A 25,787-nucleotide genomic window follows, 5' to 3' on the forward strand; every position below is an offset into this window, starting at 1 on the left:
CACTGGGCAAGGGGCCGCATGACACTTCCCGACGCCGATCCCCGAAGTCCGCTGCCGTCCCCGACCCGTCGTCAGGTCCAGCTGCAGCGAGCGGCCCAGGCGAACGAGCGTGCGCTGCTCCGTGTGCTGCACGACCTCCGGCAACTGACCGATGACGTCCTCGGTCCGGGCGAGAACCGACTGGTGGTCTTCCGGCTCGAACCGGGTGAGGAGCAGCCCCGGCTCACCTCGGTGGAGCTGGCCTGCGCGACGGGCCGGGTGACCCGCGGTCAGGGCGCGGACGACCGCGCCGCCTGCACCGAACTGCACGCCGACCTGGTGTGGGCGCTCGGCATGCACACGGCGAGCAGCTGCCCAGGAGGCCTCGCGGTCGCCATCGACCAGCAGATGATCGCGGGGTACCCCGAGGGCCATTGCGGCCACTGGGACGGTGAGCCCGTCTTCGAGTTCTCCGTCGATCGGCCGGCGCTGCTGGAGGCGTCGACGCCTGAGCCGTACTGCTGTGCCGGACACCTCGTCCCGGCCCTGCTGGAGCGCTACGGCCTCGAGCCACCGACCCGCCGGACCCTCCACGACTGCGACGAGCCGTGACCGACGACGACGCGGACGTCGAAGCGATGGCGCTCGAGACGCTCCGTCGGCTGCACCCGTTCCCCGTGATCTGGGAGCAGGCAGAGGCCACCTTCGCCGACGACGTCCGGGCCGACCTGGCAGGGCTGGCTCGCGAGCACCTCGCGCTGCAGTACCTCGGCAGCACCTACGGGGACGATCCGGATCCGCTGGGTGTCCTGGCCCAGGTTCTCGCCCGGCTGGCCCGATCCAACAACGAGCCCGACCAGGTGTGGTGTGGCGCCGGGTGGCACCGGCTGGTCGCCGAGACCGACCGTCGGCTGGCCGAGATCGACCCGTGCTACCTGCTGGGGCAGGTGAAGGAGAAGTTCGGACTGCTGAGGTACTACGCCAGGCCGTCGTCGGTGGCCGACCTGGACGAGGAGACTCACCGGCAGTTCCGCGCGGTCATCTCCTCCGCTGAAGTCGCCAGCGGCTTTCTCTGCGAGGTCTGTGGCCACGCGGATGCCCAGCTGCTCGGCGTGGGACGCGGCCGGGCACGAACGCTGTGCGACAGCCACACCCGCTGGGGCGTTCAGCCGTGACTCTGACGGTCGTCATCCGCACCAGCCACCACCTCGTCGCCTTGGACGCGATGACCCGGACCCGGCTCCCGGGCCGTGGCGTCTTCACCCTGCGCCGCACCACGACGGTCCGGCGGATCCGGAGGTGACGACCAGTAGGCGGACCAGCCGGCGTCCGATCACCTTCGATCCCGACGAGGTCGAGTTCGAGCTGCTGTCGGAACTCGAGGAGTGGCTCTCGAGCTTCCCGGTCGCCCACCGCCGGACGCTTCGCCCGATCCTGGAGGACGAGGTGCGCCGGCGTCTTCGCCGGCACGCGCCCACCTGGTCCGACGACGGACGCCGGTGGGTGCCCATCCGCCCGACGCGCGAGCCGCTGCACCGGGCGCAGCTCACGCGCGCCATCGTCGGGCTCAGCCACTACCGGTTCCCCACCGCGGCGGCGCTGGCATGGGCGGTGTCCGGAGTGGAGCCGGACGTCGCCAATCGATGGGCCCAGGACCGCTCGCCGTGGCGACCCACGTGCCGGGACGAGGAGGGCGTCTCACGCTTCAACGACCTGGATCGCGCCCGCGCCTGGCAGGATCACCTCGCGCCGGAGACGCTGGACCCGCGGCGACCCTGGCTGCTCGACCCGGAAGTCCTCCTCCACGGCGAGACTGTCCTCGCTGGGACTCTGCGGGATCCGGGAAGCCTCCAGCCCTACCTGCGGGCCGGCTTTAGCGAGACAGCAGCCCTCAGCTGGCACCGTCTGCTCTCGGAGCAGAAGCTCGTCGGCAGGGACCGAGCCACCCTGCCCACCGCCCTCGCCTGGCGCCAGGCCGGTGTGGGCCTCCCGGCCCTGTATCGCTGGTCGGCGCAAGGGCCCACCCCGAAGGGCGGACCGCGCTACCCGATCACCTGGCAGGCGGCGTTCCTGCATGCAGGGTGTCCCAACCTGCAGACCGCACTGCCCTGGCTGGACCTCGTGCGACAGCGACGGAGGCTCACCCTCCAGGACGCCGTCCTGCTCTACCGCACCACCCCGATCGACTGGGTGCGCGCCTGGGCCTGAGTCATGGGGCATGGCACTCCAACGGGCCAATCGCCCCTCGCGCACTGAAGCGTTCCGTCCGAACTGCCGACTACTCATCCAGTCGGCCATGACACTGGCGGTCTGGCCGCAGACACAGGCACAGGGAGACCCACCATGACCACCTCCGACGGCGGCCCGCCTGACGATTTCGACCGACAGATGCGCGAAGAGGACCTCGATGCCCTCGAGCGACTCTGCGGGGATGAGGAACCGGACCTGAAGGCGGTCGAGGACCACGTGCGCGGCCTGCTCGCCAGCGACGGGTCCTGGGAGAACCTTCCCGCCGGCACCGTCGTTCCTCTCGGAGACGTGATGGACCTGGCGAAGCGCGCCCTCGACGTGCGGACGGAACTGCTGGACGGCCCGGTGGAGTGGGCGCTCGCCTACGTGCGCGCCGGACTGCCCGGCAGCGCCGACTGACCATGCCCGCCTCTCCTGCCCCGGTCTCGGGCTGGAATCCCTGGGCCTGTTACGGCTGCTCGTTGCCGATCGGCGGAACCGGCCCGGTCGCGCTGTGCCACGTCCACGAAGCGGGTTTTCAGAACCACTGGGCGCCCGCGGGGATCACCCGAGACGAGGCGATCACGGACGGCGCGATCGAGCTGGATCTGCTGGCCCTGCACGCCGTGCTCGCTCGCGGGCTCAACACCTGGCTGACGAAGCACGAGCCCGACGTGGACCTCGACGTCCACGCGCACGTCGCCGAGGCGCTCCGTGCGCACACCGACCGCGTCACCGCACGCACGGTGGTGGTGCGGATGTCGCCCACCGACGTCCGACAGATGCGGGGCCTCGGTCCCTCGGACCGGGACGCCGTCATCCATCGGGCCGCCGTCGGCACGACGGCCTACCGGTGTCCCGCGATCGCCGGGCTGGTGTGGCGGCTGTCCGGCGTGGAGCCCGAGGTGGCCAACCGGTTCGAAGAACGCATGCGCGAGCGCGGCCGGACCACCGGCGGCACGCGCTGCCAGCCGACCAGCCGCGTCGAGGTCGTCGAAGCACCGCACCTCCATCCACTCCTGGCCTGGTCCGCAGCCCGGGACTGGCAGCGCCACCTCACCGGCGATCCGGAGGCGGAGGTGAATCCGGCGCTCCTGGCCGACGTCGCCGACCAGCTCGACCGCCACTGGCCGTACTTCCGGCGCCCGCGCAGCATGGAGGCCTACCGGCACCACGGCTTCACCGACGACGACGCCGTCGCCTGGCATCGCCTCCTGGTGCAGACCGGGGCCGTCACCTCCGGAGAAGGTGCCGCCGACACCGCCACCTCCTGGCGCGACACGGACTTCGAGCCGGACGACGTCGTCGCGTGGCTCGGAGATCCAGCCGACGTCCTGCACGGCCGAACGCCCTTCCAACGTGAACCCCGGCGGCATGCGCATCTACGCGACGTCGGTTTCCCAGCGCTCACCGATGCCCTGCCCTGGTTGGAGCTGTGGGAGCGACACCCCGGCATGACGGCGACGGAGCTGTTCGATCACTGGCGCACCGGCACACCGGTCGAGTGGGCCGATGCCTTCGAGGACAGCCCCGGGAGGCGATGACTTGGACGACGAATGGGACGAGGTCCCGGCCGCCGAGCATCAGGACTGGGCCACCACGACATCCGTGGTCGACGTGGGCCAACTCGTGGCCCAGTGGCTGGAGGGCACCAGACGGTGGATTCCGACGTACATCGGCAGCACGCCACATCCGGAGACCCGTGGCCACATTCGGGATGCACTCGCCAGGGTCAACCGTGCCGGTTGGGTGACAGACTCCAGTCAGCCGGGCCTGCGGCACTCCGGCCTGCGGCAGCGGGCGTACGTGAGCGGCATTGCGGCTCCCGCGCTGACCCGGTACGCCGAGCACCTGAGCTCGGACAGCGACGTGGTCGTCCTTCGCGCCGTCCGCCTGCCCGAACTCTCGCCGGAGATCAACCTCGTTGTGACCGTCAGGGACGGGCAGCCCGCCACCTGGCTGGGGAACTGGGCTCCGCCCGACCGCGATGTCCTGCTCTACGCCCCGCTCCCGCCGGCGGCGGCCAGCGCCGTCCGGTCAGCCGAGGCGCTCCAGGTATTCGACCCGGTGTGGGGCCGCGACGACGTCCTGTGGCCGTGGCTGCACCGTCTGGCCGCCGACCTGAGCGACGGCACCGCCGATCGTTGGTGGGCGGGACAACGATCGGAGATCGACATCGATCCGCAGTAGGCGAGCCCGTAAGGTCCGCCTGTCGTCTATAGCCCATAGGTCTGTCCTCGGGGATGCAGGCGTGTGCATATATGGCGTGTCGCCCCTCGGACACCACGAAGTGGGCTGCTGCCCACCTCCCAGGCCTGGACCGGGTCCCTCTCGATCAACCGAACTGCACGGTCCCGGGTGCCCCGGGATCGGCAACCAGCCCACCGGCCACGGTCACCGGGCGTTCCGGTGCCTCCGGCGAGGAGCCGTCCGACGCCGCCGTCATCCAGCGGTTGCTGGCGGCGAGTGCCCAACAAGGGGCAGCCCGGACCGGTCGGTCCCTGCCGAACCCCGCTCCCCCGGCCCACCCGGCCACCACCGGCGCACCGCATCGCCTCGATTGGCTGGCCACGGCGCTGCGCTCAGCGCAGAAAGCCGGTGACCCCCTCGCGACCGATTACCGCCGCCCGGTCGAGTCCCCGGTTGAACGAGTCGCACGATGTCTCGGGACGGCTCCCACTTCGAGGTGTCCGACTCCTCCCGGCATCGCCAGATCGTCCTAGCGACACCCCTCAAGCCAGCGTCATAGCGTGCGGAGGTCCAGCGGTGCCCGCGGAGCGGGCGGAAGAGTGCGTTGAAGTTCTTCAGCGACGAGTTCGCGTTCGGCTTTCGCTGCCGGCGGGAGGGCTGCGGCTACAACGCACTGCAGGTGCGCGAACCCGCAGCTCGAGTGAGCTCCCGAGTGCCATCCAGGTGGGCCGCAAGACCCCCGGACACCGATCCAGCCGCGCCCGGTCGTTGCGTCAGTGGCGTCCCCTACGGTCGCCGGCGTGCCGTCATCTTCCGGGTCGTCGACGTCGATGCCCGCCGCGCAGGTCCACGGCTTCGACGACCAGACCGAACTGCTCACCGATCAGGGCTGGAAGGCACTCCCCCAGGTCACCGGCGAGGAGCGGGCGCTGACCCTGAACGGGGACGTCGCCGAGTGGGCGCCGATCACCGGGCTGTGGCGGCACGCGTTCGACGGCTACCTCAACCTCCACGACGGCGACCGGGTCAACTTCGCCGTCACCGCCAGCCACCTGCTGCTGGTCCGCGGTCGGGAGACCACCTACCGCAGGCACTCCCGCCTGACCGTCGAGGACGGCGAGGCGATCAAGGAGGCCCGCCGGCGCGGCGTCCCGCAGGCGGTCCTCGCCGCTCGGTACGGCGTAAGCGTGGGAACCATCGGCGACGTCGCGCATGGCCGCCGCGACGGGAAACTGCGCACCGGCGCCGTGGACGCCCCGCGCTGGCAGCTGCGTCCCTACACCGACCTGCCCGAGCACTTCAAGGTGCGCCGCACCAACATCTGGGCAGGGAGCCACCCGGACCAGATCACTTTTGCTACTCCACCCAGGACGCCCGGCTATCAGCGGACCCTGACCTTCGCCTTCGACGACTGGGCGGAGTTCCTGGGCTGGTACGTCGCTGAGGGCTGGACCCACACCGAGGCCCGCGGCTCCTGGTCCATCGGTATCGCCCAGAAGCCCGGGGTGAAGTACGAGCAGATCGCTGACCTGCTCGGGCGGATGGGCATTCGCTACTACCGCGGCGCGCTGGCGCTCACGTTCCACCACAAGGGCCTGTCCCTGTGGCTGCAGGAACACTGCGGCGTCGGGTCGGGGCACAAGCAGATTCCCGTCTCCATCAAGGAGGCCGGCGCGGACATGATCGACGTGTTCCTCGACGCCTTCGGACGGGGCGACGGAGCCGTCCACACTCACGAGGACAGCCGTCGCTACATCACCAGCAGCCTGCAGCTCGCCAACGACCTGCACGAGGTGCTGTGCAAGGTGGGTCGCGGCCGGAAGGTGCGGGTCATGGCCGAGGCCGGAAGCGCGAGCGTCATGAGCACCACCGGCCGGGCATTCACGCGCCGGCGCGCCACGTACATGGTCAGCGATCCCGGGGTTCCGGTCGACTCCGACGTGCGCAAGCAGAACGTGACGCGTGTGCGCTACACCGGGACGGTGTACTGCGTGGCCACCTCGAGTCAGTCGGTCATGGTGCGCCGCCAGGGTTGCGCCCTGTGGTTGGGCACCTCGGCCTGTCCGCCGACGGACGGCCGCTCCCCAGTCGCGACGTAGCCGGACTTCGCACGCCACGCGCCGCTGCTACGGACGGGCGAGGCGAGCTGTGCATCGCTCGTCACCGCCCGCGCGTCACCTGCTCAGTCAGCGCATTCGCAAGAACGTCGGAATGATCTTGTCCGACCGGCGCGCTACGTTCCGACCATGTCCATGAAGCCGCGCACACCGTGCTCCACTCCCCCAGCGGGAGCAGCCGGTGGGACGGATCCCACTTCGCGGTGCCCAAGTCCCCCCTCGGACACCACATCACCCCGGGATTCCTGCAGGTCAGGAGCCCGGGGTGTTCTTTTGTCGCGGCCTCTGATGCCCTCGTGATACTTCGCGCCCCGATCAGCCCTCGAGCAGCGCCGCGAAGCGGTCCGCGGCCTCGCGCCCCATGCCGGGGTGCACGTGCTGGTAGACGGTGAGCGTGATGGTCGCGTTGGCGTGCCCGAGGCGCTCCGAGACCACCTTCACCGGCTCGCCGGCGGCCAGCAGCAGCGTCGCGTGAGTGTGGCGCAGGTCGTGCAGCCGGATCCTCGGCAACTGGTCCTCCCCCACTGCCTTGCGCGCCTGCACGACCTGCTCGACGAACCGGCGGGAGTACCGCTCGGGGTGACGATGCCTGCCGTCGAGAGTGGCCAGGACGAGCGCGGCGTCCCGCACGAGGAGAGGTGCGAGCGAGGCGCGGGCGGCCCGGTAGGCGCGCAGGGCGGCGACCGTGTCGTCGTCGATGTCCACCACCCGGGCCTGGCCGGTCTTCGTCGGGCCCTCGACGAGTCGCTGGCCGGCGCCCTTGTCCTTCACCACGCCGACGCTGCGCCGCACCGCCAGCCGGCCGGCGTCCAGGTCGACGTCCCGCCACCGGAGGGCCAGCGCCTCGCCGCGGCGCATCCCGGTGGCCGCCAGCAGCCGCCAGCCCATGGCCAGGTCGGGATCCTCGGCGTCGGCCCAGCGGAGAAACCGGGCAAGCTCAGGTGTGCGCGGACAGGCCTCCCCGCCCATCGGCACGGCCCGACGTCTCCAGCTTGCGCACCCAGGCATCCACCGCCGCACCGGTGAGCCGGGACAACGGGGTCGCGCCAAGATATGGGGCGATGTGCAGCCGGATGTTCTTGCGATAGGAAGCCAGCGTGGCCGGGCTCAGCCGCTGCGTGTCGATCCACTCGGCGAGGTAGCCGTCCAGGCGCTGCTTCGACAGCTCGACCCACTCCCCCACCTCGCTCTTGCGGATCCCCGCGCGCAAAACCGTGACGGCGTCCTTCCGTGTCCTGAACCCTCGCTTGAGAACGACCCGCGTCGTGCCGTCCGCACGTAGGGCCGAGTACTTGATCAGGGAACGCGGGCCGGCCTTGGTCTGGTACTCACTGATGCTCCCCTCGCCCGCCTGACGTCGCCGTCCTCGCGGCATGGACCGCCTCCCGTCGCCGTTGCCCGCCAAGGGCCTCGGCATGCGGACGCAGATGCCGACCCCATGACGGCCTACTCCAGAGGAGGGCCACTCAGCTGCCGGGCCGGCGATCTGTGGACGTGCCAACAGCCTGTGGAAGACGCGATAGCAGGGACCTAGCGCCGGCCTCGCTGGAGCGTCGCCTCGGTCCTCCAGTTTTTCTCCGGTATTCCAGAAGGGCGTCGACGGCCGGGAAGCCGCTGTGCGGGTGAGCCGGCACGGCGACATCTGCGGCGTACGAACTGGCCGCCACTGTGCCGACGACCTCTTGCGGGCCTACAACCCCCAGGCGACGGCAGCGTGTCCGCTGCAGTTCGTTGAAGCCCGTCCGAGCAGGTCAAACGGCATACGGAACGCCGACGAACCGCAGCGCGAGGACGAGTCGGGCGCAATGGTGGTCAAAACGGTGGTCAACGAGCGCTGTCCCCATGAGGACACCGGCCGACTCGTCGGGATCCGTCGTCACGGAGCGTGGCCGCGACGAAGGGGGCATCGACTACCGCTCCCTCATCCGTACGGGGCCGTCGCCATGAGCATCCCGCGGAACCGGAAGCGAGCACACGCCTCCGCGAGCACCGCCCCCATCAAGAACCCGTAAAGCACCTACTGCCCACGCGTGGCGGACCCGCCCGGGGTAGCAGACCGCCGCAGAGTCCCCCTCCGCAGTGACGCGGAGCGGTCAACCAGTCGGCCCCCGTGCGCAGAGCAGGCCAACTGCTCCCCCTCCCCGCCCCGGGCTGAGCCCAGGCCTGGGGCGGAGGAGCGCCCTCCTCCGACGCCGTGACCGCCGAGCGGTCAGTCGTCGCCCCCGTCGTGGTCCCAGTGGTCGCCCCCGTCGTGGTCCCAGTGGTCGCCCCCGTCGTGGTCCCAGTGGTCGCCCCGGTGGTCGTGCCAGTCCTCGTGCCAGCCGCCGCCCCCACCCCCGCCGGCACCGCCGTCGGACAGCGCCGCTCCGGTCAGGGCGCCGACGAGGACGAGGAAGAGGGCGGCGACCAAGAGCACGACCCCCACCCGCGCCGCCCTCAACCCGCCGGTGGCGGTGGTCAGGGAGGCCCGCACCTGCTCGACCACAAGCGTCCCCAGCGACCGCCAGCCCGGCGCGGTCCGCTCGGCCGGCGCCGGCGGGAGGTCCTCGATCAACGGGTCGAGGTCGGTCAGGTGGACGGCGGCGAAGGCCTCGGCCATCCGCTCGCTGCCCTCATCCGGCCCGAGCAGGCCGCGGGCCACCGCGTCCTGCAGGCGTTCGACGGTGACCAGACGGTCGGCGTCCGACGCACGCATCCGCGGGGTGAACGTGGTCGCGGTGTCCGTGTCGATCAGGGGTGGCATGGCTGCTTCTCTCGGGGCGCGACGCAACAAGGGTCACAGCGTCCACCCGCACCCCGGGGACCGGGCGGCTTCCGGCCCGCGCAGGTCCGCAACGGCACGCGGCCCGGCGCGACGGCTGCGCCGTGCAGGGGGCCGGTGTCGTTCCGCGAACCGGACGCCGCGTCATGAACACTGAGGTCGTCCGGTCCGGTCCGGGGAAACCCGACTGACCGGACGACGCGCGGCAGGCACCATCGGCGAGCACCGATGAGCGCGCCCGCCCCGCGCGGTCTCATCTGGAGACCGCACCGGCACCGGGCCCAGCCCGCGGACCCCGGTGCCGACGGAGGAGGACACCGTGGCCGACCGCGCTCCCGCACTCGACCTGCGCTCGGGACCCGAGCGGGTCTTCGCTCACCTGCTGGTCAACAACCTGCTGGTGTCGGTAGTCAACTACACCGTCTGGTTCGCGGTCACCTTCTGGGTGTTCCTCGAGACGGGGTCGGTGTTCGCCACCGGGATGATCGCCGGCATCTTCCTGGTCGCGACGGCCGGGACCGGCATCTGGTTCGGCAGCCTGGTCGACCACCACCGCAAGCACGCCGTCCTGCATGCCTCGGCAGGTGCGTCGACCGTCCTGTACGCGCTGGCGCTGGCGGTGTACCAGCTGACCCCCGAGGAGTCGTTCCGGACGGCGGCCAGCCTGCCGCTGTGGTGCTTCGTCGTGCTGCTCATGCTCGGCGTGATCGCCGGCAACCCGCGCACGATCGCGCTGCCGACGCTGGTCACGCTGCTCGTCCCGGCGGACCGGCGGGACCGGGCCAACGGGCTCGTCGGATCGGCCACCGGCCTGTCCATGCTGGTCACTTCGGTGATCAGCGGGCTGCTGATCGCCTTCGGAGGCATGACCGCCGTCCTCGCGCTCGCGTTGACCGTCCTGGTGCTGTCGGTGGTGCACCTGACTCGCGTCCAGGTACCCGAGGACGCGGCGACGCCCCTCGCCGAGGCCGGGGACGGCCCGGCAGCCGGGTCCGGCGTCGACCTGCGCGGGACACTCCGCCTGGTCCGCGGCGTGCCCGGGCTGCTGCCGCTGATCCTGTTCAGCTGCTTCAACAACTTCCTCGGTGGCGCCTTCATGGCGTTGATGGACCCCTACGGCCTGTCGCTCATGTCGGTGCAGGCGTGGGGGCTGCTGTGGGGCGGGCTGTCCGCGCTGCTGATCATCGGTGGGCTGCTGGTGGCCCGGATCGGTCTGGGCAGCCGGCCGATCCGGGTGCTGCTGCTGGTCAACGTGGCCATGTGGACCGGGACGATGCTGTTCCCGCTGGCCTCCTCGGTGCTCACCCTGACCGTGGCGATGGCCGTGTTCATGACCGTGGTGCCCTTCGCCGAGGCCGCCGAGCAGACGGTGCTGCAGCGGGTGGTGCCGTACGAGCGGCAGGGCCGGGTGTTCGGCTTCGCCCAGAGCGTCGAGCAGGCCGCGTCGCCGCTGACCGCCTTCCTCATGGCCCCGCTCACGGAGTTCCTCGTCATCCCGTTCATGACCGACGGCGCCGGCGCGCGGGCGATCGGCGGCTGGTTCGGGACCGGCCCCGACCGGGGCATCGCGCTGGTCTTCGTCGTCACCGGGCTGATCGGGGTCCTCGCCGTCCTGGCGGCGTTCGCCAGCCCGGCCTACCGGCGGCTGAGCGCGGCGTACGCGGCGGCCCGCGACGAGGACCCCGCAGGTGCGGACGAGCCGGCGGGCGTCGTCGACCCGGCCCTGACGGCGGTCCCCGCCCCGGTCGCCGCGGCCCGTGGCGGAGGAGAGCCCCCGGTGTGAGCCCGATCGTCCTACGCCGGGATGACCACGCCGCGGGGGCCCTCGCCCCCTGGCGCCGATCGGTGCTGCCCGTCGCTGCCCTGCGGAGCGGAGCCGCTCTCCTGCCCGTGGGCCGGATCGGCCCCGGACCGGCGTTCATCCGAGTCGGGTGAGGACGACCGCGGGAGGACGCGGTGGGGATCCGCGCGGGCGTCTCGCGAACGTGCCGTCCTCGGTGGCGATGGGGCGCAGCCGGAAGGCGACGATGGCGACGTCGTCCGCGGCCGCCGACGGGACGAGCCCGTCGAGCAGCACCGGGACCGGGTGGCCGGCGTTCGACCAGCGCAGTCGGACACCGTCGGCCTCCTTCTCGGGGGCGAGACCTCGGCGAGTACGGCGGTGGCCAGCGTGGCCAGCGTGGCCAGCTCCAACTCCTCGACGCCTCGTCCACACGTTCCGACCATGTCCACGAAGCCGCGCGCACAGCGCCCACTCCCCCACCAGGGAGCCGCTGGTGGGACGGCTCCCACTTCGCGGCGCCCAAGTCCTCCCTTGACACCGCGTGCAGACACCGTCCCAAAGCGGGGCGACCCTCGAGGCACCACCGGTGGGATGACTGCGGTGTTTCCGCTCGCCATCCGGCCCTACTGGAGCCTTCAAGATCGCGAGGCATCACACCTCTTGCGCTTGCGGTCCCAGAACTCGTGGTGACGAGTCACTGGAGGCTCGTCTGCAGCGTCAACGGCATGGGAAACAGCCGGAGCCCCGGGTACCGAGCGCGACAGCGTGAACGTGAGCGGCAGCGGCGGGAACAGGAGTTCCGGCGTGACCAGCGAGCAGAGCAGACGCCGGCCACCAGGGCCGCTAGGGCGCCCGACGCTGGGGGGCCGGCCGCGAACGACGGGCCGCGGCGCGAACGTGTGGGTGGTGCGGTGGACCGATCACCCCGATGAGCCGTGGACCGATCCCCAAGGGGTGTTCGGCCACCTGCCGGCACCGAGCCTGGGAACAGACTCGGGCCGCGACCTCGGGCCGCTCAGCGGTCGACGTCGTCGAGCGGCGCGTCGAGATCCGGGTGCCCGTCGCGCCGACCCCTCGCGACTGGCCAAGGCTGCTCGGCGAACTTGCCGACCAACTGAACGACGGGCGGGTGTACGACCGCGACCTCCCCGGCCTGGCACGACACCTGGAGCCGCTACTGGAGGCCTACTGGAGACGGGCGCACGCGACCGGAGCCCCGCAGCTCCGCTGAGATCCGCCATCCGGACCTTCCGCGGTGACAGCCTGCCGGGGCACGAGTTCAGTCCGCCCCGGTCAACCCGACGTGCGTTCTCCCGCCAGGAGAACTGGAGACTGCCCGGAGGCCACCCCTCAACCATGGATGGGCCGGGCAGCGCCGGACAGCCCGACGTCCCGCTCGTGCACGGGAGGTGCGGTGAACCTCGAGGACCTCAGGACCAGCCGCTCCGCCGTGGTGACGGTTGCACAGACAGCCTCGATCTTCGGTGTCGACGTGCGCACGGTGACCCGCGCCATCGGGAACGGCGAGCTGCCTGCCGTCCGTCTCGGTCGGCGAGTGTTGCTCCCTCGGCTGCCTCTCCTTGCCGTCCTGGGCGTCACAGTTGGTGACCCCCTCTCCGAAGTGAACGACGCCGGCTCCAGCGACCGGTAGCCACCCGCCCAGAACAGACCTGTCGGCTGCGGCGCGCGTCTGCGGCAGCAACGACTTCCGGACGCCTCCTGTGGTCATCCACGTGACCCGTCGGGCGGCATGCTGGCTGCGAACGGGGTGGCCCCCGCCGAAGTCTCCCCTCTCCCGCGGGCCCGGCCCGTGATACTCCGCGTGATACTGCGCCCGGCGTATTCGGCGGTATCTGGATGCCATTTCCGGACGGCCAGCGAGTGCCGTAGACGGTCAAAGCGCAGCTCAGGGCATCACCGCGCATCTAGATACTTAGCCGCGGACAGGAGTTCAAGTCCCCCCTCGGACACCACGTTTTGCACACGCCTCGGCGGTGCTGATCTCAGCCTCCACCTCGCCGGTGTCGTGGTGGCATTCCATTCGCAGGCCCAGGTCGCGGTAGATGTCGGGCTTGGTAGAGGGCTCAGCCGTGGACAGCGCGCTGACCAGCGAAGACATGTCGCGGAGGACCGTCGTGAGGTCCGCTCGGGTCAACTCGGCTGGAACCGCGTTGTTGAGCAGGGCGAGGTCGGTGCGTGCCCTGGCGAGGTCGGCCTGGGCCTCGTTGATCCAGGCGCTCACCATGCCTGGGTCGGCTCCTCGGGTCAACGCTTCCTTGAACTGGGCGAGCCGCTGCTGTGCATCGCCGATGCGCGCCGTGATGGCCTGACGTCTGCTGTCGTCAGCCAACGAAGCCTCACTATTGGTGGCCAGGGTCCTGACCGTTGCCTCGAGGCGGTCAGGGGCGAGGACGCTGTGCAGCCAGTCGTCGAGTGTCTCGACGAGTCCGTCCTCGCGCAGGTACACGGTGCGGGGGTGTTCGGGCCGTTTAGATGGGACGAGGTCGGCGGCGCGGCAGCGGTAGTGCAGCGTGGGACCGCGGCGGTGCCCGGACATTCGGCGTCCGCAGAGCCCGCAGTGCAGGCGGCCGCGGAGTTGGTAGGGGCTGGTTGCGGACCGGACGGTGTGCGGTCGCTCGGCGGCACTCGCCGAACCGGAGGCGAGCAGGCTCTGGACTCGACGGAAGGCTTCTGGCGACACGAGGGCAGGGTGCGAGGGCTCCGTGCTGGTCACGATGCGTTCGGCTGCGCTTCGGCGGAACACGGTGACCGTCCCGGCGGCGACGTCCATCGGGTCGAGCAGGCGCTCGACCCGATGCCAGCGGCCCCAGACCTGGTGGCCGAGGTAGCAGGGGTTGGTGAGGATGGCCCGGACGGTGGAGGCCTGCCAGCCGTCTTTCAGTCGGTGGGTGTTGCGGTCCGGGTCGTGCGCCGACGGGCATGGCAGCCTCTCCTGGTTCAGTCGCGTGGCGATCGCCCGCAGGCCGGTGCCCGACAGGTAGAGGTCGAAGACCCGCTGCACCGCCGGCGCCGTCGCCGGGTCCGGCTCGAGGACGTGGAGGTTGATGCCGTCGGCGGCCTTGCTGGGGTTGGGGTGCGGGCCGACGCTGGCGATGCGGTACCCGTAGGGCGGCCGGCCGCCGAGGAAGCGGCCCTGGTGGACGGTCGCCGCTTCCATCGCGCCGATCACGCGGCGCTGGATGCGGCGGCGTTCGCCCTTCGAGATGCCGCCGAAGATGGTCATCCTCAGTTCGTGGATGTCGGAGTCGGGGTCGATCCGGCTGCCCACGTCGGGTACCCACAGGTCCACGCCGAAGTGCTGTAGCACCGGGAAGGTGTCGCTGAACTGTGAGCCGTAGAAGGCGCGCTGCGGTTCGCCGATGACCACGGCGTCGAAGGTGTGGTCGGGCGCGGCGAGGGCTTCCAGCAGGCGGGTCGCCTCGGGGCGGTGGCGCCAGGGCAGGGCTCGGCTGTAGCCGATGAGGAGCCGCCCTTCTGACATCCGCAACGGCTGGACCGGTCTCCCTCAGGCGGCCTGCAGTGCGCCTGACGAGGGAGACGCCAGGCGAGGGGCCGGCCCGAGTCATCTGCTGCGTCCCTGATGAAGTTCATGTCGCCGTCATCGCCTCGGCGGTTCACGATCTCGGGGCAACCGCGCGGTCGGCCTGGGCGACATCGACGACGAGACGGCCGCGTCCGCCGAGAACCTCCAAGGGCTGTCGTTCTCCTTCTGTGACAGATGGGGGAGGAGATCACGGTGTTACTCGGGCGTACCGCTGGGTCGCTCGCGGGCGATGACACAGATGCAAGCCCCGCGATGACGTTCCTCTATGAGAGGGGTCGACGATGTCCTGTCTGAACTGCGTGAGCGCACACCCGCGCGGCGAGCTCTGGTTCTGCAACCGATGCGGCAAGCCGATGGTTCTGCGCCCCGTGACCACCCAGGGCCTGATAGCGGCGGGAACATCGGTCCGAAGCTCAGTCCTGGGGCTGCGTCCACGGCACCTCGGCCATGACACGGCGGCTGTGCTTGCAGGGGCCCCAGACCCGCGGGAGGCAGATGTCCTCCCGAACGCCGTTGTACTCGACCTCGACGCCGCGCGGCGGGTCAAAGACGCGGGTCGGCGGGTCGAAGAAGCGGGTCGGCGGTGCTGATTTCCTCAGTTGCGGAGCCGGTCGCCTACCGCCCGGCCGGGATCACCGGAGGGTCCGACCGCCAGAGAGGAGATCAGCGTGAACCTGGGCCGTCACTTCGTCGGTGATCGGTACCAGATGATGACATTGCTGGCGACCGGCGGCATGGGGCAGGTGTGGCGGGCCCGAGACCTCGCGCTGGAGCGGCCTGTGGCCGTCAAGGTGCTGCGCCCGCGGCATGCCGCCGACGCGACCGCCCTGAGCCGTTTCCGGAGGGAGGCGCGGCTCACCGCAGGCCTGACCCACCCGAACATCGCCACGGTCCACGATTACGGAGAAGCCCGGCTGACGCCAGGGCCACGCGGAGACCGGATCCCCTTCCTGGTGATGGAACTGGTCGACGGCGAGCCGCTGTCGGCCGTGCTCCGGCGAGAAGGCCGGGTGACACCGGCCCGCACGTTGCAGATCGTTCGGCAGACCGCGGCCGGGCTGGCCGCGGCCCACGCGGCGGGCGTCGTCCACCGGGACGTGAAGCCATCGAATCTCCTCCTCGGCCCCGGTGGCACCGTCAAGATCACCGACTTCGGGATCGCGTGGTCCGGGTCGAGAGATCCGCTGACCGGACCTGGAGAGGTCATGGGCACCGCGCAGTACCTCTCGCCGGAGCGAGCGCACGGGGCCATGGCCGGCCCTGCCAGCGACGTCTACGCATTGGGCTTGGTGGCCTACGAGTGCCTGGCAGGCCGCCGCCCGTTCGACGGTGCCAGTCCGGTGCAGGTCGCCCTCATGCACGCACATGGCGAGCCCGACCCGCTACCCGACGACGTCCCCGCCAGGGTGCGGGAGCTCGTGGCGCGGATGCTCGTGAAGGATCCTCGAAAGCGAATCGCGGACGGCGCCGCCGTGCTGAGAGCCGTGGAGGAGGCCGTGGCCGGGTCGGCGGTACTCCCTGAGCCGGACCCGGACGCCACGACGGTCCTGCGGCTCGGCGATCCGGGGCCCCTTCTCGCGGCGAACACCGGCGCCCCGGGGCGGGCGAGACATGCGGCCGTCAGCCGTCGGCCATCCCGGCGGCTCGTGATCCTTCTCATCCCGGTCCTGGCTCTCGTAGCGGTGCTGGCGGGGGTCCTCGCGGGGGTGGACCGCGCGCCGGCCCCGGCGGCCGGGTCGACCCCGGCACCAACCACGACGCTCAGCCTCCGGATCGCTCCTGAGGACTACGTGGGCCGGCCCGTCGGCGAGGTCGAGGCTGAGTTGAGGGGCCTCGGTTTCTCCGTACGGGAGCGGGCGTTCCAGACGGCGGACGCGCCCGCCGGCTCGGTGCTTGCCGTCGACCCGACCGGAGAGGTGTCCCCGGGGCAGATCGTCGTGGTCACCTACGCCGTCCCCTCTCACGGAGGGAAGCAGGAAGGGGACGCCGCGACTGATGACACCCCAGGACTCGCACCCGAGGGCGTCGCCCCGACGAGGGCAGCCACCCCGACGACGGTCGCCGCCCCGACGACGGCCGCCCCCCCAGACCAGCACCGGCCCCGGCAACAGCCGCCGCCCCTCCCCGCCCGGGCGGGGCAACGGGCGGGGCCACGGCTGAGAACGGCCGACATCGGCGGAACCACGCTGCTCGTGAGACCGTGCGCCAGGGGTCCCTCGCGGTGAACTGACGGCTTCCGTGGGTGAGCTGACGCCGGACGACCGCTGACGGCCGGGCGCGGCTGCCGTTAGGCGCCGCAGGCGGGGCTCGGCAGATCAGGCCGGGCGTCGGAGCGCCCACCCCCGAGGAGAACGCCCATGCCGCGGGCCATTCGGCTCCGCTTTCCCAGGTGCCGCGCCGAGCCGGCCGGGCGGGCCTGAGTCGTGTATTCGGCGGGCTCCTGCGTCCGGCAGCCCGTCGACCACGCAGCGGGCCGGCCTTCCGGCACCCCGTGAGAGGTCAACGGCGCCTCGTGTCGGCCGTCCCTCGACACGATGAGCGCAAGGGGGACCGTGTCGGTCCGCTGGTCGGCGTCCTGGGGCTCGACGGCCTTGGGCCGGCCGCTCGCCACGAGCGCAGGGACGGCTGCGGGCTGCGGTCTCCTCGGTGAACGGGTCCCTCCCGACGCCCCGCCCCCTGGCAGAGGCATCCCCCGGCTGACGCATCCCGGAAGGTCCGGTCCGGGTCAGCCGGGGATGCCTCACTCCCGTCATCGCCGGGCACCCGCCGACGGGTGCGTGAGCGATGGGCTCTGCGCGATCACGAGGGAATCCCTGCAGCTCATGTGTGACGGCGGTGCCGCGCGCTGGTGTGACATCGGTGCACTGGTGTGACGGATGTGCCAGAACGGCAGAGGTGGGACGACGACGAGCCCCTGTGCCGGTTGTCGCCGATGACGTAAGTGAGGCGGCCGCGCCACCGTTGGCATCCCGCGCCTTCCCCCCGTGGACGTCGTGCCGGTGGGGCGCGGCCGCCTCCCTAGCAACCGGCACCACTGCGACCACTGCCCCCGAGGAATGGACTCCGATGTCCTGTCCACACTGCGGCACCGCGGATGAGCGCGGCCGTTTCTGTGACCGTTGCGGTAAGCGGCTGCCCGTCGCCCATGCGATTCGCCGGGTGACGCTCCCCCGACGGCCGTCCGCCGGGAGCGAATCGGCCACGGGTATGCGCGCCGGAGACGTTCAGGGGACCGGCAGTGCTCCACAGGGCGCGGCGCAGCGTGCCGCCCGAGGGCACGTCGAGGTCGGCGGGGACGATAGGACGCGCCCGACGGCGGAGATCCGGCACATGTACGACACGGCCATGGCACGCGCGGCCGTACACGGGCACCGCCCGCTCCAGCGCTACGTGAGCGTCCTGATCGCGCCGTCGTGATCTACCGACAGCAGTCAGGCTGACCATCATCAGCTCTCGGCCTTCCCACTCGCGCCCCCGCGGACACGCGGTCGGCCACCGGCGAACTCCCCCACGCTGTCACCTGACCGGGTGCCGGTCGGCCCGGTGGCGATCGCAGTGCGGGTCGGGCCCCCTCGACCGTGCACCAGGTGCTGGTCCGCTGGCGGATGAGCTGGCTCTGGCACGTCGACCGGGTCACCGTCGAACCGATCAGCCGCATTCTCGCCGGCCGCCCCCACCACCCGGCCCGGCGGTGCCAACATGATGGCGAGGCCTCGACGGCGGCTGGCGCATCCGCGGCCGCGTCGCCGGCAAGCACAAGAGCCACGACCATCGCGACGAGAGCCAGCCGGGCACGGTGCACGGCCGGCCGCTGGGGGCAAGCCGGCCCCGTCGACGTCAGGGAAGTGGGGTGCGGCGTTCTGGAGCCCGCCGGGCTCCTCTGGGTCGAGCTAGCGGGCGAGATGCGCCAACCGCGCCATGCCCTCGTCATAGATGCGCTGGATCGTGGCCAGGTGCGGCGCCGCGGCGTCCTCGGGGGCCACATGGCCGACGGCCTCGCCGTCGGCCAAGTGGGCGCGGCACCAGTCGTAGATCGGGGTCATCTGACGTTCCCCAGCATCCGCCCGCACGTCCGAACGATGCCTCCCGAGCGGCTGCGGGGCCCGCGACACACCACCCTTCGGCGGGACGGCAGGCGGCTTCCGTTCACCGCAGCGGTCGCAGGGCCGGCCGCTCTGGTACGCAGGGCCGCAGCGTCGACAGGACATCCCAGCCTCCCGATGAAGACATCACGTGGTCGCTCTCGTGGAGAGATGACCGCGACCGCCCGGGGCAGGGGCTGGACGACGTAGCCCATGGCGCGGCCATCTCACTGTCGTCATCGCGGACAGGTCGCTCAGCGGCACGCGCCGCGGGCCCTCCTGTCACTCCACGAAGCGGAAGCCGCTCCCGGCTCAACCGTCACACCAGGCTCGCCCCGTCGTCCTCGGCTTTGGGTCACGTCACCGCCGAACCACCTGCGGTCGGTCACGTCGGTGCATTTCTGTGACATGCGTGCACGAGGGGACGCGAGTGACAGGAGCACTTCCTGGTCTGCGTCGATTCGGAGGCCAGCGCCACCGGCCCGGATCCAGCAGCGTGATCGGCGCTTGGCAGAGCGCTACGGCCGACGGGCAGTCCGGTGCCGACCGCATGGAGCAGTCCGACCGGCACGTCTGTCGACGGCCGCACCCCCCCGAACGCAGGCACGATCGGGGCCTATCGGTCGCCGGAAATGACGGGGTCTGCGCCGGTGACCCACTGTTGGTGTTCGGCGTGCTCGCCGTGCGATGGACTAGAGAGACTCAGGCGGCACCCCGATCTCCCCCCGCGGGTAGATCAGCGACAGATCGTGTCATTCGGGACAGTCCGTCATCGGCCGGTCCGGCCGGCGGCGCCTGGGTGCCCGATGGGTGAACGCGCGCCACGCCGGACAGGTAGGCGGGAGGGCCGCCCTGATCCGGCGCTGCCCGCGGACGGTGCTCACCGTCTTGCGCGCCGTGCCCGCCGCAGTGCCGGCTCACGCGCCTCGGCGTCCAACGACTGCAGGGGATGTGCGGTGCCGCTGGAACGACAGGACATCGGGATCCTCTCCCTGTATGGGCACGTCACCCGGCGGGGCAGTTGTCGGTGTTGTCGCTACAGGGGGCTGGGGGTGGGCGCTGCGGGGGCCCGGGACCGGGGATCACGCTCGTCGGGCCGTTTCGTATCGCTTGGAGGGGATGCGGCGGACGCTCTGGCGCGGCAGAGCAGCGAGATGATGGAGAAGCTGTTCCGCCCGTCGACGAGGGACTCCTCCCATGGCCGACAAGTCGCCGCACGACAACCACGCCATGAAGAAGTCGGGCAAGGCCGTCAAGGCCAAGCGCAGCGAACGGAAGGAGAAGCAGCGGGCCGCCACTGAGATGGAGCGACTGATGCACCCCCGCCAGGCCAAGGGCTGACCCGTCCCCTCGGGCGAGACCACACCGCCCCACCACCGGTGACGGCTACCGGGTCACGCTCGTGTTGGACGGCGCGACGAGCGGGTACGACGGTCCCGATCCGGCCGAGGCGTACGCCTTGCGCTGCTCCGCCTGCTGAAATCCCGGCGCGCCTCATAGCCGACCCGGGCCTGTCAGCGCGACCTCAGCCGTCGGCCCCGCTACCGCAGCCGAGGATCAACTCGCACGCGAGAAGCGTGTGCGTATGTAGCGAGTCACCCCTCGGACACCGAGTTGAACCCTCATGGCATCCAGGCCAGTGGGGTGCTTCTGTCTCCACGCTTACGCGAGCGGGGCGGGTGGTGCTGGCCCGCTAGGTGTACTGACCACGGACGTTGGTGACGGCGTCTGGTGACATGAGTGAAGTGACCCCCGTCATGCGGACAGCGGCACCGCGGTGGCCCCCCGGGGGACGGAGGGGTGAGTCGAGCCGTGACCGCATGGTCCATGCCATGCCCTGAACGGTGGTTGGCTGGAATCGCCGTCAAGACGCTGGCTGGCATTGCGGCGGGGTATCAAGGGTCAGGATGGCAGCGGAACCGTTCGGTCGGTTCCCGGTGGCGCGGACGGCGGACGTCGACGAGGCGCAGGAAGCGATGCGGTCGACGTTTCTGCCGCTGACCCTACGGCCGCTCGATCCGGTCGGCTCCGGGGGCGATCTGGATCTGGGACTGAACGCGACCCGGGTCGGGGACGTGACGGTCACCTACGTCCGGTTCGGCCGGGGCGTGCAGATCGACACCGCCGAGGCGGACAACTACCACGTGAACCTGCCGATCACCGGCGGGACTGTGTCTCGCTCCGGGCGGCTGGAGCCGGTGGCGAGCACGCCGCAGCTCGCAGCGGTGTTCATGCCCGAGCTGGACGCCGAGCTCGAGTGGCAGGCCGGCACCGCGCAGTTCTGCCTGATGTTGCCCCGCCACGTGCTCCAGCAGGAGCTCGAGGCGATGCTGGACCGGCCGCTGGCCGCGCCGCTCGCCTTCGCCCCGGCGATGGACGTCACCGGCGATGCCGGGCGGGCGTGGGTGGACGCGCTGAGGCTGATCGAACGGCAGAGCAGGTACTCCCACGGCCTGCTCGACCACCCGCTGGCGGCCGGCAACCTGCAACGGATCCTGGTCGACGGGCTGCTGCTGGCCCAGCCGCACACCTACACCGACGCCCTCGCCGCGCCGCACCCGCCGGCGGCCCCGCCGGCGATCCACCGGGCGATCGAGCTGCTGCACACGCACCCCGAACAGCCGTGGACGACCGCGGGCCTGGCCCGCACCGTCGCGGTCAGCGCGCGCAGCCTGCAGGACGGGTTCGCCCGTACGGTGGGCATCCCGCCGACGCGATACCTGCGAGAGATCCGCCTGCAGCGGATCCACGAGGACCTGCAGGCGGCCGACCCGCACACCACCACGGTCTCCTCCGTCGCCAGCCGCTGGGGGGTCCTGTACCTGAGCCGAATGGCCGCGACCTACCGCGAGAAGTTCGGGGAGAGCCCGTCGCAGACCCTGCGCCACGCACCGACTCGTCGCCGGACGCAGATTCTGTTCCGCGCCCAGACTCTGTACCGCGCATAAGGGCCCTGCTGCAGGTCTGCGCGAATCGCACCAAACTCTGCGGGTTGCGCGTAGAGCCCCCGGCCGGCCGCCGTTGCCTGGATCCTTCAGCGCAGCACCGGCGCTCGGCAGACCGACAGCGGGGGCACGGAGGCGCGCCGGCAGCGACCCGCCCCGCAGCTTCGACGCACCGGTGGCGGCCCGGAGTGCCGCCTCCCGCGCCGGAGCCCGCAGGGGCCGCGTCGTGTCGGACTCCGGACGCTGCCCGGCACGCCGGCCGAGGAGGCGGGGCATGCGCCTCTACGGGCACGACCCGCCGTGGTTCGACTCGGCTCATCCGCCGCTGCGCCCGTCGCCCTGCGACGGTGTCCCCCCGCGCGATCGGCAACGGGAGCGGGCCGGGGCTGGATCGGCTTCACCATCGATCACGCCGGGGACCTCTGACCCGACGCCGAACTCACCGCCTCCGGGTTCGTCCGCCACGAGGCCTTCGAGGAGCTGCGCCGACTGCAGCGGATGATCCACCAGGCCGCACCCCACGAGCTGCGCACCACCTGGACGGTCGCCGGGCTCCTCGCCGAGATCGAGCAGCTGGCCGGACAGGTAGCCGACGCCCCGTGGATCGGCGCCCGGGTCGTGGGTTGATCCGGACCACCGCCCGCCGCGCCCGTAGACCGCTCGGTCGGCTCCCGCGGCGGTGCGCGAAGCGCACCGAACTCTGCGCTCCCCGCATAGACCCGCCCGGACTCCCGCTCTTTCATGGGAGACGGCGGCTCATGTCGCAGGGGGCCAAGCAGTCGGCTCACCTGCGCGCGAAGCCGAGGGCCCACGGCCCTCTCCTCCGCCCCGGGCTGAGCAGTGGCCCGGGGCGGCGGAGCAGCGGGCCTCGGCCCGAGCGTGGGAGGCGGAGCCGTGTCCGCGGACAGCGGCGAGGCGCGCACGACCGCTGCCAAGATCGCGGGCATCGCCGACGAGCCCGTGACGCTCGCCGACCGGGGCTAGCAGATCCTGCAGGAGCTCTGCCGGGTGCTGCGCTGCGACGCCATGTCGATCGCCGTGCTGGAGCTGTTCGGGCTGAACAGGCCCGGGCCGCCGCGGCTGTACACCGAGCTTCCCGTCCCGGCGGCCGAGACGGTCGGCTGGAGCCGGTACCTGTGGCCGGAACTCGCTCGGCGGCCTCGCCCCGCTCATCGCACGCCATCGACCGGATGCGAGCGATCCGCACGCTCGTGTACGTGCGATGGTGCGGCCACGCCGGCTGGTCAGACCGGCGGGTGGCGCGCCGGCTCACGTACACGACCGCTCCGGGGGCGACGTGTGCACACATCAGGGGCCCGGAATGCGTCGATCTGTGGACAGGACGCGCGGTCCAGGGCTGCGCGGGACGCCCGGCCGGAGGACCGTGCCAGGCATGGACATCACCGAAGTGATCCTCTTCCAGCACCACGAGCAGCGGCGGATGTTCGGCCTGCTCGACGAGATGCCCCGTGACGATACGGCGGGCCTGGCGTCGCTGTGGGGCCGGCTGGAGGTGTTCCTCGAGGTGCACGCCGAGGCGGAGGAGCGGTACTTCTACCCGCCGCTGCTGAAGCTCGGCAGGGGCAGCCCCGACAGCGATGTCATCGAAGAGGTCGAGGATGCGATCAAGGACCACAACGAGATCCGCGACGCCATCCGTAAGGTTCGCGCGAGCGAACCCGGGAGCAAGCAGTGGTGGACCGCGGTCTGGGCTGCCCGCAAGGAGAACGACGAACACATGGCCGAGGAGGAGCGCGAGGACCTGCTCGACGTCCGGCACCACGTCGACCTGGAGACGCGGCACCGGATCGCGGTCGAGTTCGTCACCTTCGAGGCGCAGCACTCGCACGGGGTCCCGATCGAGCTCAAGGACCCGCGAGAGTACATCGAGGCGTACCGCACGCAGAGCGCCTGAGCGACTGAGCGGCCCCCGCTGCGTTCCTCCTGCGGGGCTGCTTGATCGCCATCGGGCGGCCGTTGGTCGACAGGGTCGGCGACAGCGCCCAGCACAACATGAAGGAACTGCGACCCGGATCGGCTGCGGATGTTTGCCGCGACCCCGGCCTCGGTGGGGACGCGCTGCGTCCACGACGGCGGGGCGGCCGGATCGTCGGGGTCGGGCGACCGCCCACCTCGACCGACGGCGGGGGCGCTGATCGCCGATCTGCGGGCCGCGCTCGCCGGCCGGTTGGTCGTGTGCGTGACGCACGACGACCTCGAGCAACCCGGGGACACCGTCGTCCGCCTGGACCGGGAGGCGGCGCGACTGGCCGGCTGAACCCGGTCGCGCGGGCGGCATCATGGACCGCGGGCAGACCACACCGCAGGCACGCGGCTTCCCCGGCGCCCGGTCGTGGAGGCGACGATGGCAGACGCTGCCGCACCGGCCGTCGTCGTCGGGGTCGTGGCTGCACCTGGGGCCGCGGCCGACGTGGGGCAGCACCTCGTGGCCGACCTGACCGACGACCTCGCCGACCAACTGCCCACGGTGGCCTGGAAGATCGCCTATGCCGAGGACGGGCTGGTCCAGCCACCGGCTGACGACGCCGAACTGGTCGCGGCGGCCCGGAAACTCCTGCTCGCCGAGGACTGGGATCTCGCGGTCTGCCTGACCGACCTGCCGCTCGCGTCGTCGGGCCGGCCGGTGGTCGCGCACGCCAGTCCTGTGCATGGCGTCGCCCTGATCTCGGTGCCCGCCCTCGGCCCCGTCGGCCTCCGACGCCGCACACGCACCACCGCGATGGCCCTGATCCGGACGCTGGCCGGGGAGACCGACGAGGAGCCCGGCGCGGAAGAGCCGCCGTCCGGACCCCTCGGACGGCGCCTGCGCGAGCTCGCCGCCGAGCCCGACGCCGAGGACGTGTCCGAGGGCGCCTGGTTCACCGCCCGCGTGCTCTCGGGCAACCTCCGACTGCTGCTGGGCATGGTGCGGGCCAACCGGCCGTGGCGGCTTGCCACGCGGTTGTCCCGGGCGTTGACCGCGACGATCGCGGCCGGTGTGTTCGCCCTCGTGACCTCCGACATCTGGCGGCTGGCCGACACCCTGGGGTGGGCGCGGATGACGGCGGTCGCGGTCGGCTCGGTGCTCGCCATCGGCGTGACGCTGATCGTCGGTGCCGAGCTCTGGGAACGGTCCACCGATCCACGGGTGCGCAAGCAGGTGGCGTTGTTCAACCTCGCGACCACCGCGACCGTCGCCATCGGTGTGGTCTCGCTGTACGCGGCCCTGTTCGTGCTGGCGCTACCGATTGCGCTGCTGCTCGTCGCGCCGGGCCTGTTCGCCGACGCCCTCGGCCACGCCGTGGGAGTCGGGGACTATCTCGAACTGGCGTGGCTCACCAGCTCGCTGGCCACCGTCGGAGGTGCCCTCGGCGCAGGGCTGGAGACCGACGAGGCGGTGCGCGAGGCCGCCTACACCTACCGGCCCAACACCCCCGCGGAGTGAGGCCCGTCGGTCAGGACGCCGGGACCTCGACCGGTATCCCCGGTCCGAGCCGCGCCCCCTGGAGCAGCTCCAGGCGGCGGGGGAAGCCGCCAGGTCCAGCCCCGCGCTGCGAACGTCGGGGCGAGCAGCTGCGCGGCGTCGGCGGCCAGCGCGTCGAACTGCGCGGCGCTGGGCGGGGTGAGTGTGCGGTGTTCGGTCACGGCGAGGCACCGTCCAAGCCCTCACCAGGGTCGGCAATCGCGGCCGGGCGGTCAGGACGCCGATTGGCGCTCCCAAGAGTTGCGTGTGCCGATAGCTGCGTCTGCCAATCTGCCGGAGGTTGGCAACGCGCAACTCCCGAATGGCAAGCGCAACAGTTGGCAGCTCAGACAACTCTGAGCGTGCCAATCACCTGCAACTGCTCATCATGAGCCCGAGCGCCAGTGGCATCGCGTCGAGGTAGGTGCCTCGCCGGCGCAAGCCCCCGGTGGCGGCAGGAACACCCGAGACAGCGCGGAGTACGACAAGGGGGCCGCTCCCCCGCTGCGGCGCAGCCCACGTCCACGGCGCACCATGCCTCGGACGTTGCCGCGCTCCAGCGGCTGCTGGCTGCGACTGCGCCCACCGGGACGGTCCGGTCGAGTCGGCCGAGGCCCAACCCCGCTCCCCCGGCCAACCCGGCCGCCCGCGGCGCCAGCGCCGACTCCTCTAC

At 71.6% G+C, this 25,787-nt stretch carries 22 protein-coding genes; 17 read left to right on the plus strand and 5 right to left on the minus strand.

Features of this window, described 5'->3' with window-relative positions:
* Positions 1 to 18 precede the first annotated feature (18 nt).
* The 8 genes from BMZ50_RS06540 to BMZ50_RS06570 all read left to right on the plus strand — a co-directional run bounded on the left by BMZ50_RS06540 (position 19) and on the right by BMZ50_RS06570 (position 6,497).
* Complete coding sequence (locus BMZ50_RS06540) at positions 19 to 591, plus strand: hypothetical protein (RefSeq protein WP_143087101.1); 573 nt, start codon at positions 19 to 21, stop codon at positions 589 to 591.
* Positions 588 to 1,154: a hypothetical protein gene (locus BMZ50_RS06545; protein WP_091322486.1), complete on the plus strand. Its 567-nt coding sequence runs from the start codon at positions 588 to 590 to the stop codon at positions 1,152 to 1,154. The genes BMZ50_RS06540 and BMZ50_RS06545 overlap by 4 nt, the downstream gene beginning before the upstream one ends.
* Entirely contained in the window at positions 1,151 to 1,282 is a 132-nt protein-coding gene (locus tag BMZ50_RS24980) for a hypothetical protein (RefSeq protein WP_281245405.1), read from the plus strand. The genes BMZ50_RS06545 and BMZ50_RS24980 overlap by 4 nt, the downstream gene beginning before the upstream one ends.
* Entirely contained in the window at positions 1,279 to 2,187 is a 909-nt protein-coding gene (locus tag BMZ50_RS06550) for a hypothetical protein (RefSeq protein WP_091322487.1), read from the plus strand. The genes BMZ50_RS24980 and BMZ50_RS06550 overlap by 4 nt, the downstream gene beginning before the upstream one ends.
* A 135-nt stretch (positions 2,188 to 2,322) precedes the next feature.
* Entirely contained in the window at positions 2,323 to 2,628 is a 306-nt protein-coding gene (locus BMZ50_RS06555) for a hypothetical protein (protein WP_091322488.1), read from the plus strand.
* Between the two features lie 62 nt (positions 2,629 to 2,690).
* Positions 2,691 to 3,752 (plus strand): hypothetical protein, encoded by a 1,062-nt coding sequence (locus tag BMZ50_RS06560; protein WP_091322489.1) that lies wholly within the window; start codon positions 2,691 to 2,693, stop codon positions 3,750 to 3,752.
* A gap of 1 nt (position 3,753) precedes the next feature.
* The gene (locus BMZ50_RS06565; RefSeq protein ID WP_091322490.1) at positions 3,754 to 4,398 is read left to right on the plus strand and encodes a DUF6919 domain-containing protein; all 645 of its coding nucleotides are present in this window, start codon (positions 3,754 to 3,756) and stop codon (positions 4,396 to 4,398) included.
* An 800-nt stretch (positions 4,399 to 5,198) separates the two neighbouring features.
* Positions 5,199 to 6,497, plus strand: a complete 1,299-nt coding sequence (locus tag BMZ50_RS06570; RefSeq protein WP_143087102.1) for a helix-turn-helix domain-containing protein — start codon at positions 5,199 to 5,201, stop codon at positions 6,495 to 6,497.
* Positions 6,498 to 6,830: 333 nt separating this feature from the next.
* On the opposite strand, the gene BMZ50_RS06575 is transcribed toward BMZ50_RS06570, so the two are convergent.
* The 3 genes from BMZ50_RS06575 to BMZ50_RS06585 form a co-directional block, all read right to left on the minus strand.
* Positions 6,831 to 7,484: a site-specific integrase gene (locus tag BMZ50_RS06575; RefSeq protein WP_245753444.1), complete on the minus strand. Its 654-nt coding sequence runs from the start codon at positions 7,482 to 7,484 to the stop codon at positions 6,831 to 6,833.
* Positions 7,453 to 7,890, minus strand: coding sequence for a tyrosine-type recombinase/integrase (locus tag BMZ50_RS24075; protein ID WP_177212678.1), 438 nt, complete (start codon positions 7,888 to 7,890; stop codon positions 7,453 to 7,455). The genes BMZ50_RS06575 and BMZ50_RS24075 overlap by 32 nt, the downstream gene beginning before the upstream one ends.
* 834 nt (positions 7,891 to 8,724) lie before the next feature.
* Positions 8,725 to 9,258, minus strand: a complete 534-nt coding sequence (locus BMZ50_RS06585) for a DUF1707 SHOCT-like domain-containing protein (RefSeq protein WP_091322494.1) — start codon at positions 9,256 to 9,258, stop codon at positions 8,725 to 8,727.
* Positions 9,259 to 9,595: 337 nt separating this feature from the next.
* On the opposite strand from BMZ50_RS06585, the gene BMZ50_RS06590 reads away from it, so the two are divergent.
* Both BMZ50_RS06590 and BMZ50_RS06595 read left to right on the plus strand, forming a co-directional pair.
* On the plus strand, positions 9,596 to 11,059 hold the full coding sequence (locus BMZ50_RS06590) for an MFS transporter (RefSeq protein WP_218146127.1): 1,464 nt from the start codon (positions 9,596 to 9,598) through the stop codon (positions 11,057 to 11,059).
* 1,414 nt (positions 11,060 to 12,473) lie between these two features.
* Positions 12,474 to 12,710 (plus strand): helix-turn-helix domain-containing protein, encoded by a 237-nt coding sequence (locus BMZ50_RS06595; RefSeq protein WP_218146128.1) that lies wholly within the window; start codon positions 12,474 to 12,476, stop codon positions 12,708 to 12,710.
* A gap of 300 nt (positions 12,711 to 13,010) precedes the next feature.
* Here BMZ50_RS06595 and BMZ50_RS06600 read toward each other — a convergent pair whose 3' ends face one another.
* Complete coding sequence (locus tag BMZ50_RS06600) at positions 13,011 to 14,561, minus strand: recombinase family protein (RefSeq protein WP_091322495.1); 1,551 nt, start codon at positions 14,559 to 14,561, stop codon at positions 13,011 to 13,013.
* Between the two features lie 731 nt (positions 14,562 to 15,292).
* Here BMZ50_RS06600 and BMZ50_RS06605 point away from each other — a divergent pair.
* The gene (locus BMZ50_RS06605) at positions 15,293 to 16,849 is read left to right on the plus strand and encodes a protein kinase domain-containing protein (protein ID WP_091322496.1); all 1,557 of its coding nucleotides are present in this window, start codon (positions 15,293 to 15,295) and stop codon (positions 16,847 to 16,849) included.
* Between the two features lie 1,665 nt (positions 16,850 to 18,514).
* Here BMZ50_RS06605 and BMZ50_RS24080 read toward each other — a convergent pair.
* Complete coding sequence (locus tag BMZ50_RS24080; RefSeq protein WP_177212679.1) at positions 18,515 to 18,667, minus strand: hypothetical protein; 153 nt, start codon at positions 18,665 to 18,667, stop codon at positions 18,515 to 18,517.
* Positions 18,668 to 19,903: 1,236 nt separating this feature from the next.
* On the opposite strand from BMZ50_RS24080, the gene BMZ50_RS24085 reads away from it, so the two are divergent.
* From BMZ50_RS24085 to BMZ50_RS06635, 6 genes are all read left to right on the plus strand, one after another.
* On the plus strand, positions 19,904 to 20,047 hold the full coding sequence (locus BMZ50_RS24085) for a hypothetical protein (protein ID WP_177212680.1): 144 nt from the start codon (positions 19,904 to 19,906) through the stop codon (positions 20,045 to 20,047).
* A gap of 566 nt (positions 20,048 to 20,613) precedes the next feature.
* Complete coding sequence (locus BMZ50_RS06620; protein WP_091322499.1) at positions 20,614 to 21,654, plus strand: AraC family transcriptional regulator; 1,041 nt, start codon at positions 20,614 to 20,616, stop codon at positions 21,652 to 21,654.
* A 495-nt stretch (positions 21,655 to 22,149) separates the two neighbouring features.
* Positions 22,150 to 22,278 carry a hypothetical protein gene (locus BMZ50_RS24985; protein ID WP_281245406.1) on the plus strand — a complete coding sequence of 43 codons (129 nt, stop codon included), beginning with the start codon at positions 22,150 to 22,152 and terminating at the stop codon, positions 22,276 to 22,278.
* Positions 22,279 to 23,044: 766 nt separating this feature from the next.
* Positions 23,045 to 23,566, plus strand: coding sequence for a hemerythrin domain-containing protein (locus BMZ50_RS06625; RefSeq protein WP_091322500.1), 522 nt, complete (start codon positions 23,045 to 23,047; stop codon positions 23,564 to 23,566).
* A gap of 129 nt (positions 23,567 to 23,695) precedes the next feature.
* Positions 23,696 to 23,929 (plus strand): hypothetical protein, encoded by a 234-nt coding sequence (locus BMZ50_RS06630; protein WP_091322501.1) that lies wholly within the window; start codon positions 23,696 to 23,698, stop codon positions 23,927 to 23,929.
* A gap of 87 nt (positions 23,930 to 24,016) precedes the next feature.
* On the plus strand, positions 24,017 to 25,096 hold the full coding sequence (locus tag BMZ50_RS06635; RefSeq protein WP_091322502.1) for a hypothetical protein: 1,080 nt from the start codon (positions 24,017 to 24,019) through the stop codon (positions 25,094 to 25,096).
* Positions 25,097 to 25,787 lie beyond the last annotated feature (691 nt).

It is taken from the genome of Geodermatophilus ruber (genome assembly GCF_900114385.1).
GTDB classification, from domain to species: Bacteria; Actinomycetota; Actinomycetes; order Mycobacteriales; family Geodermatophilaceae; genus Geodermatophilus; species Geodermatophilus ruber.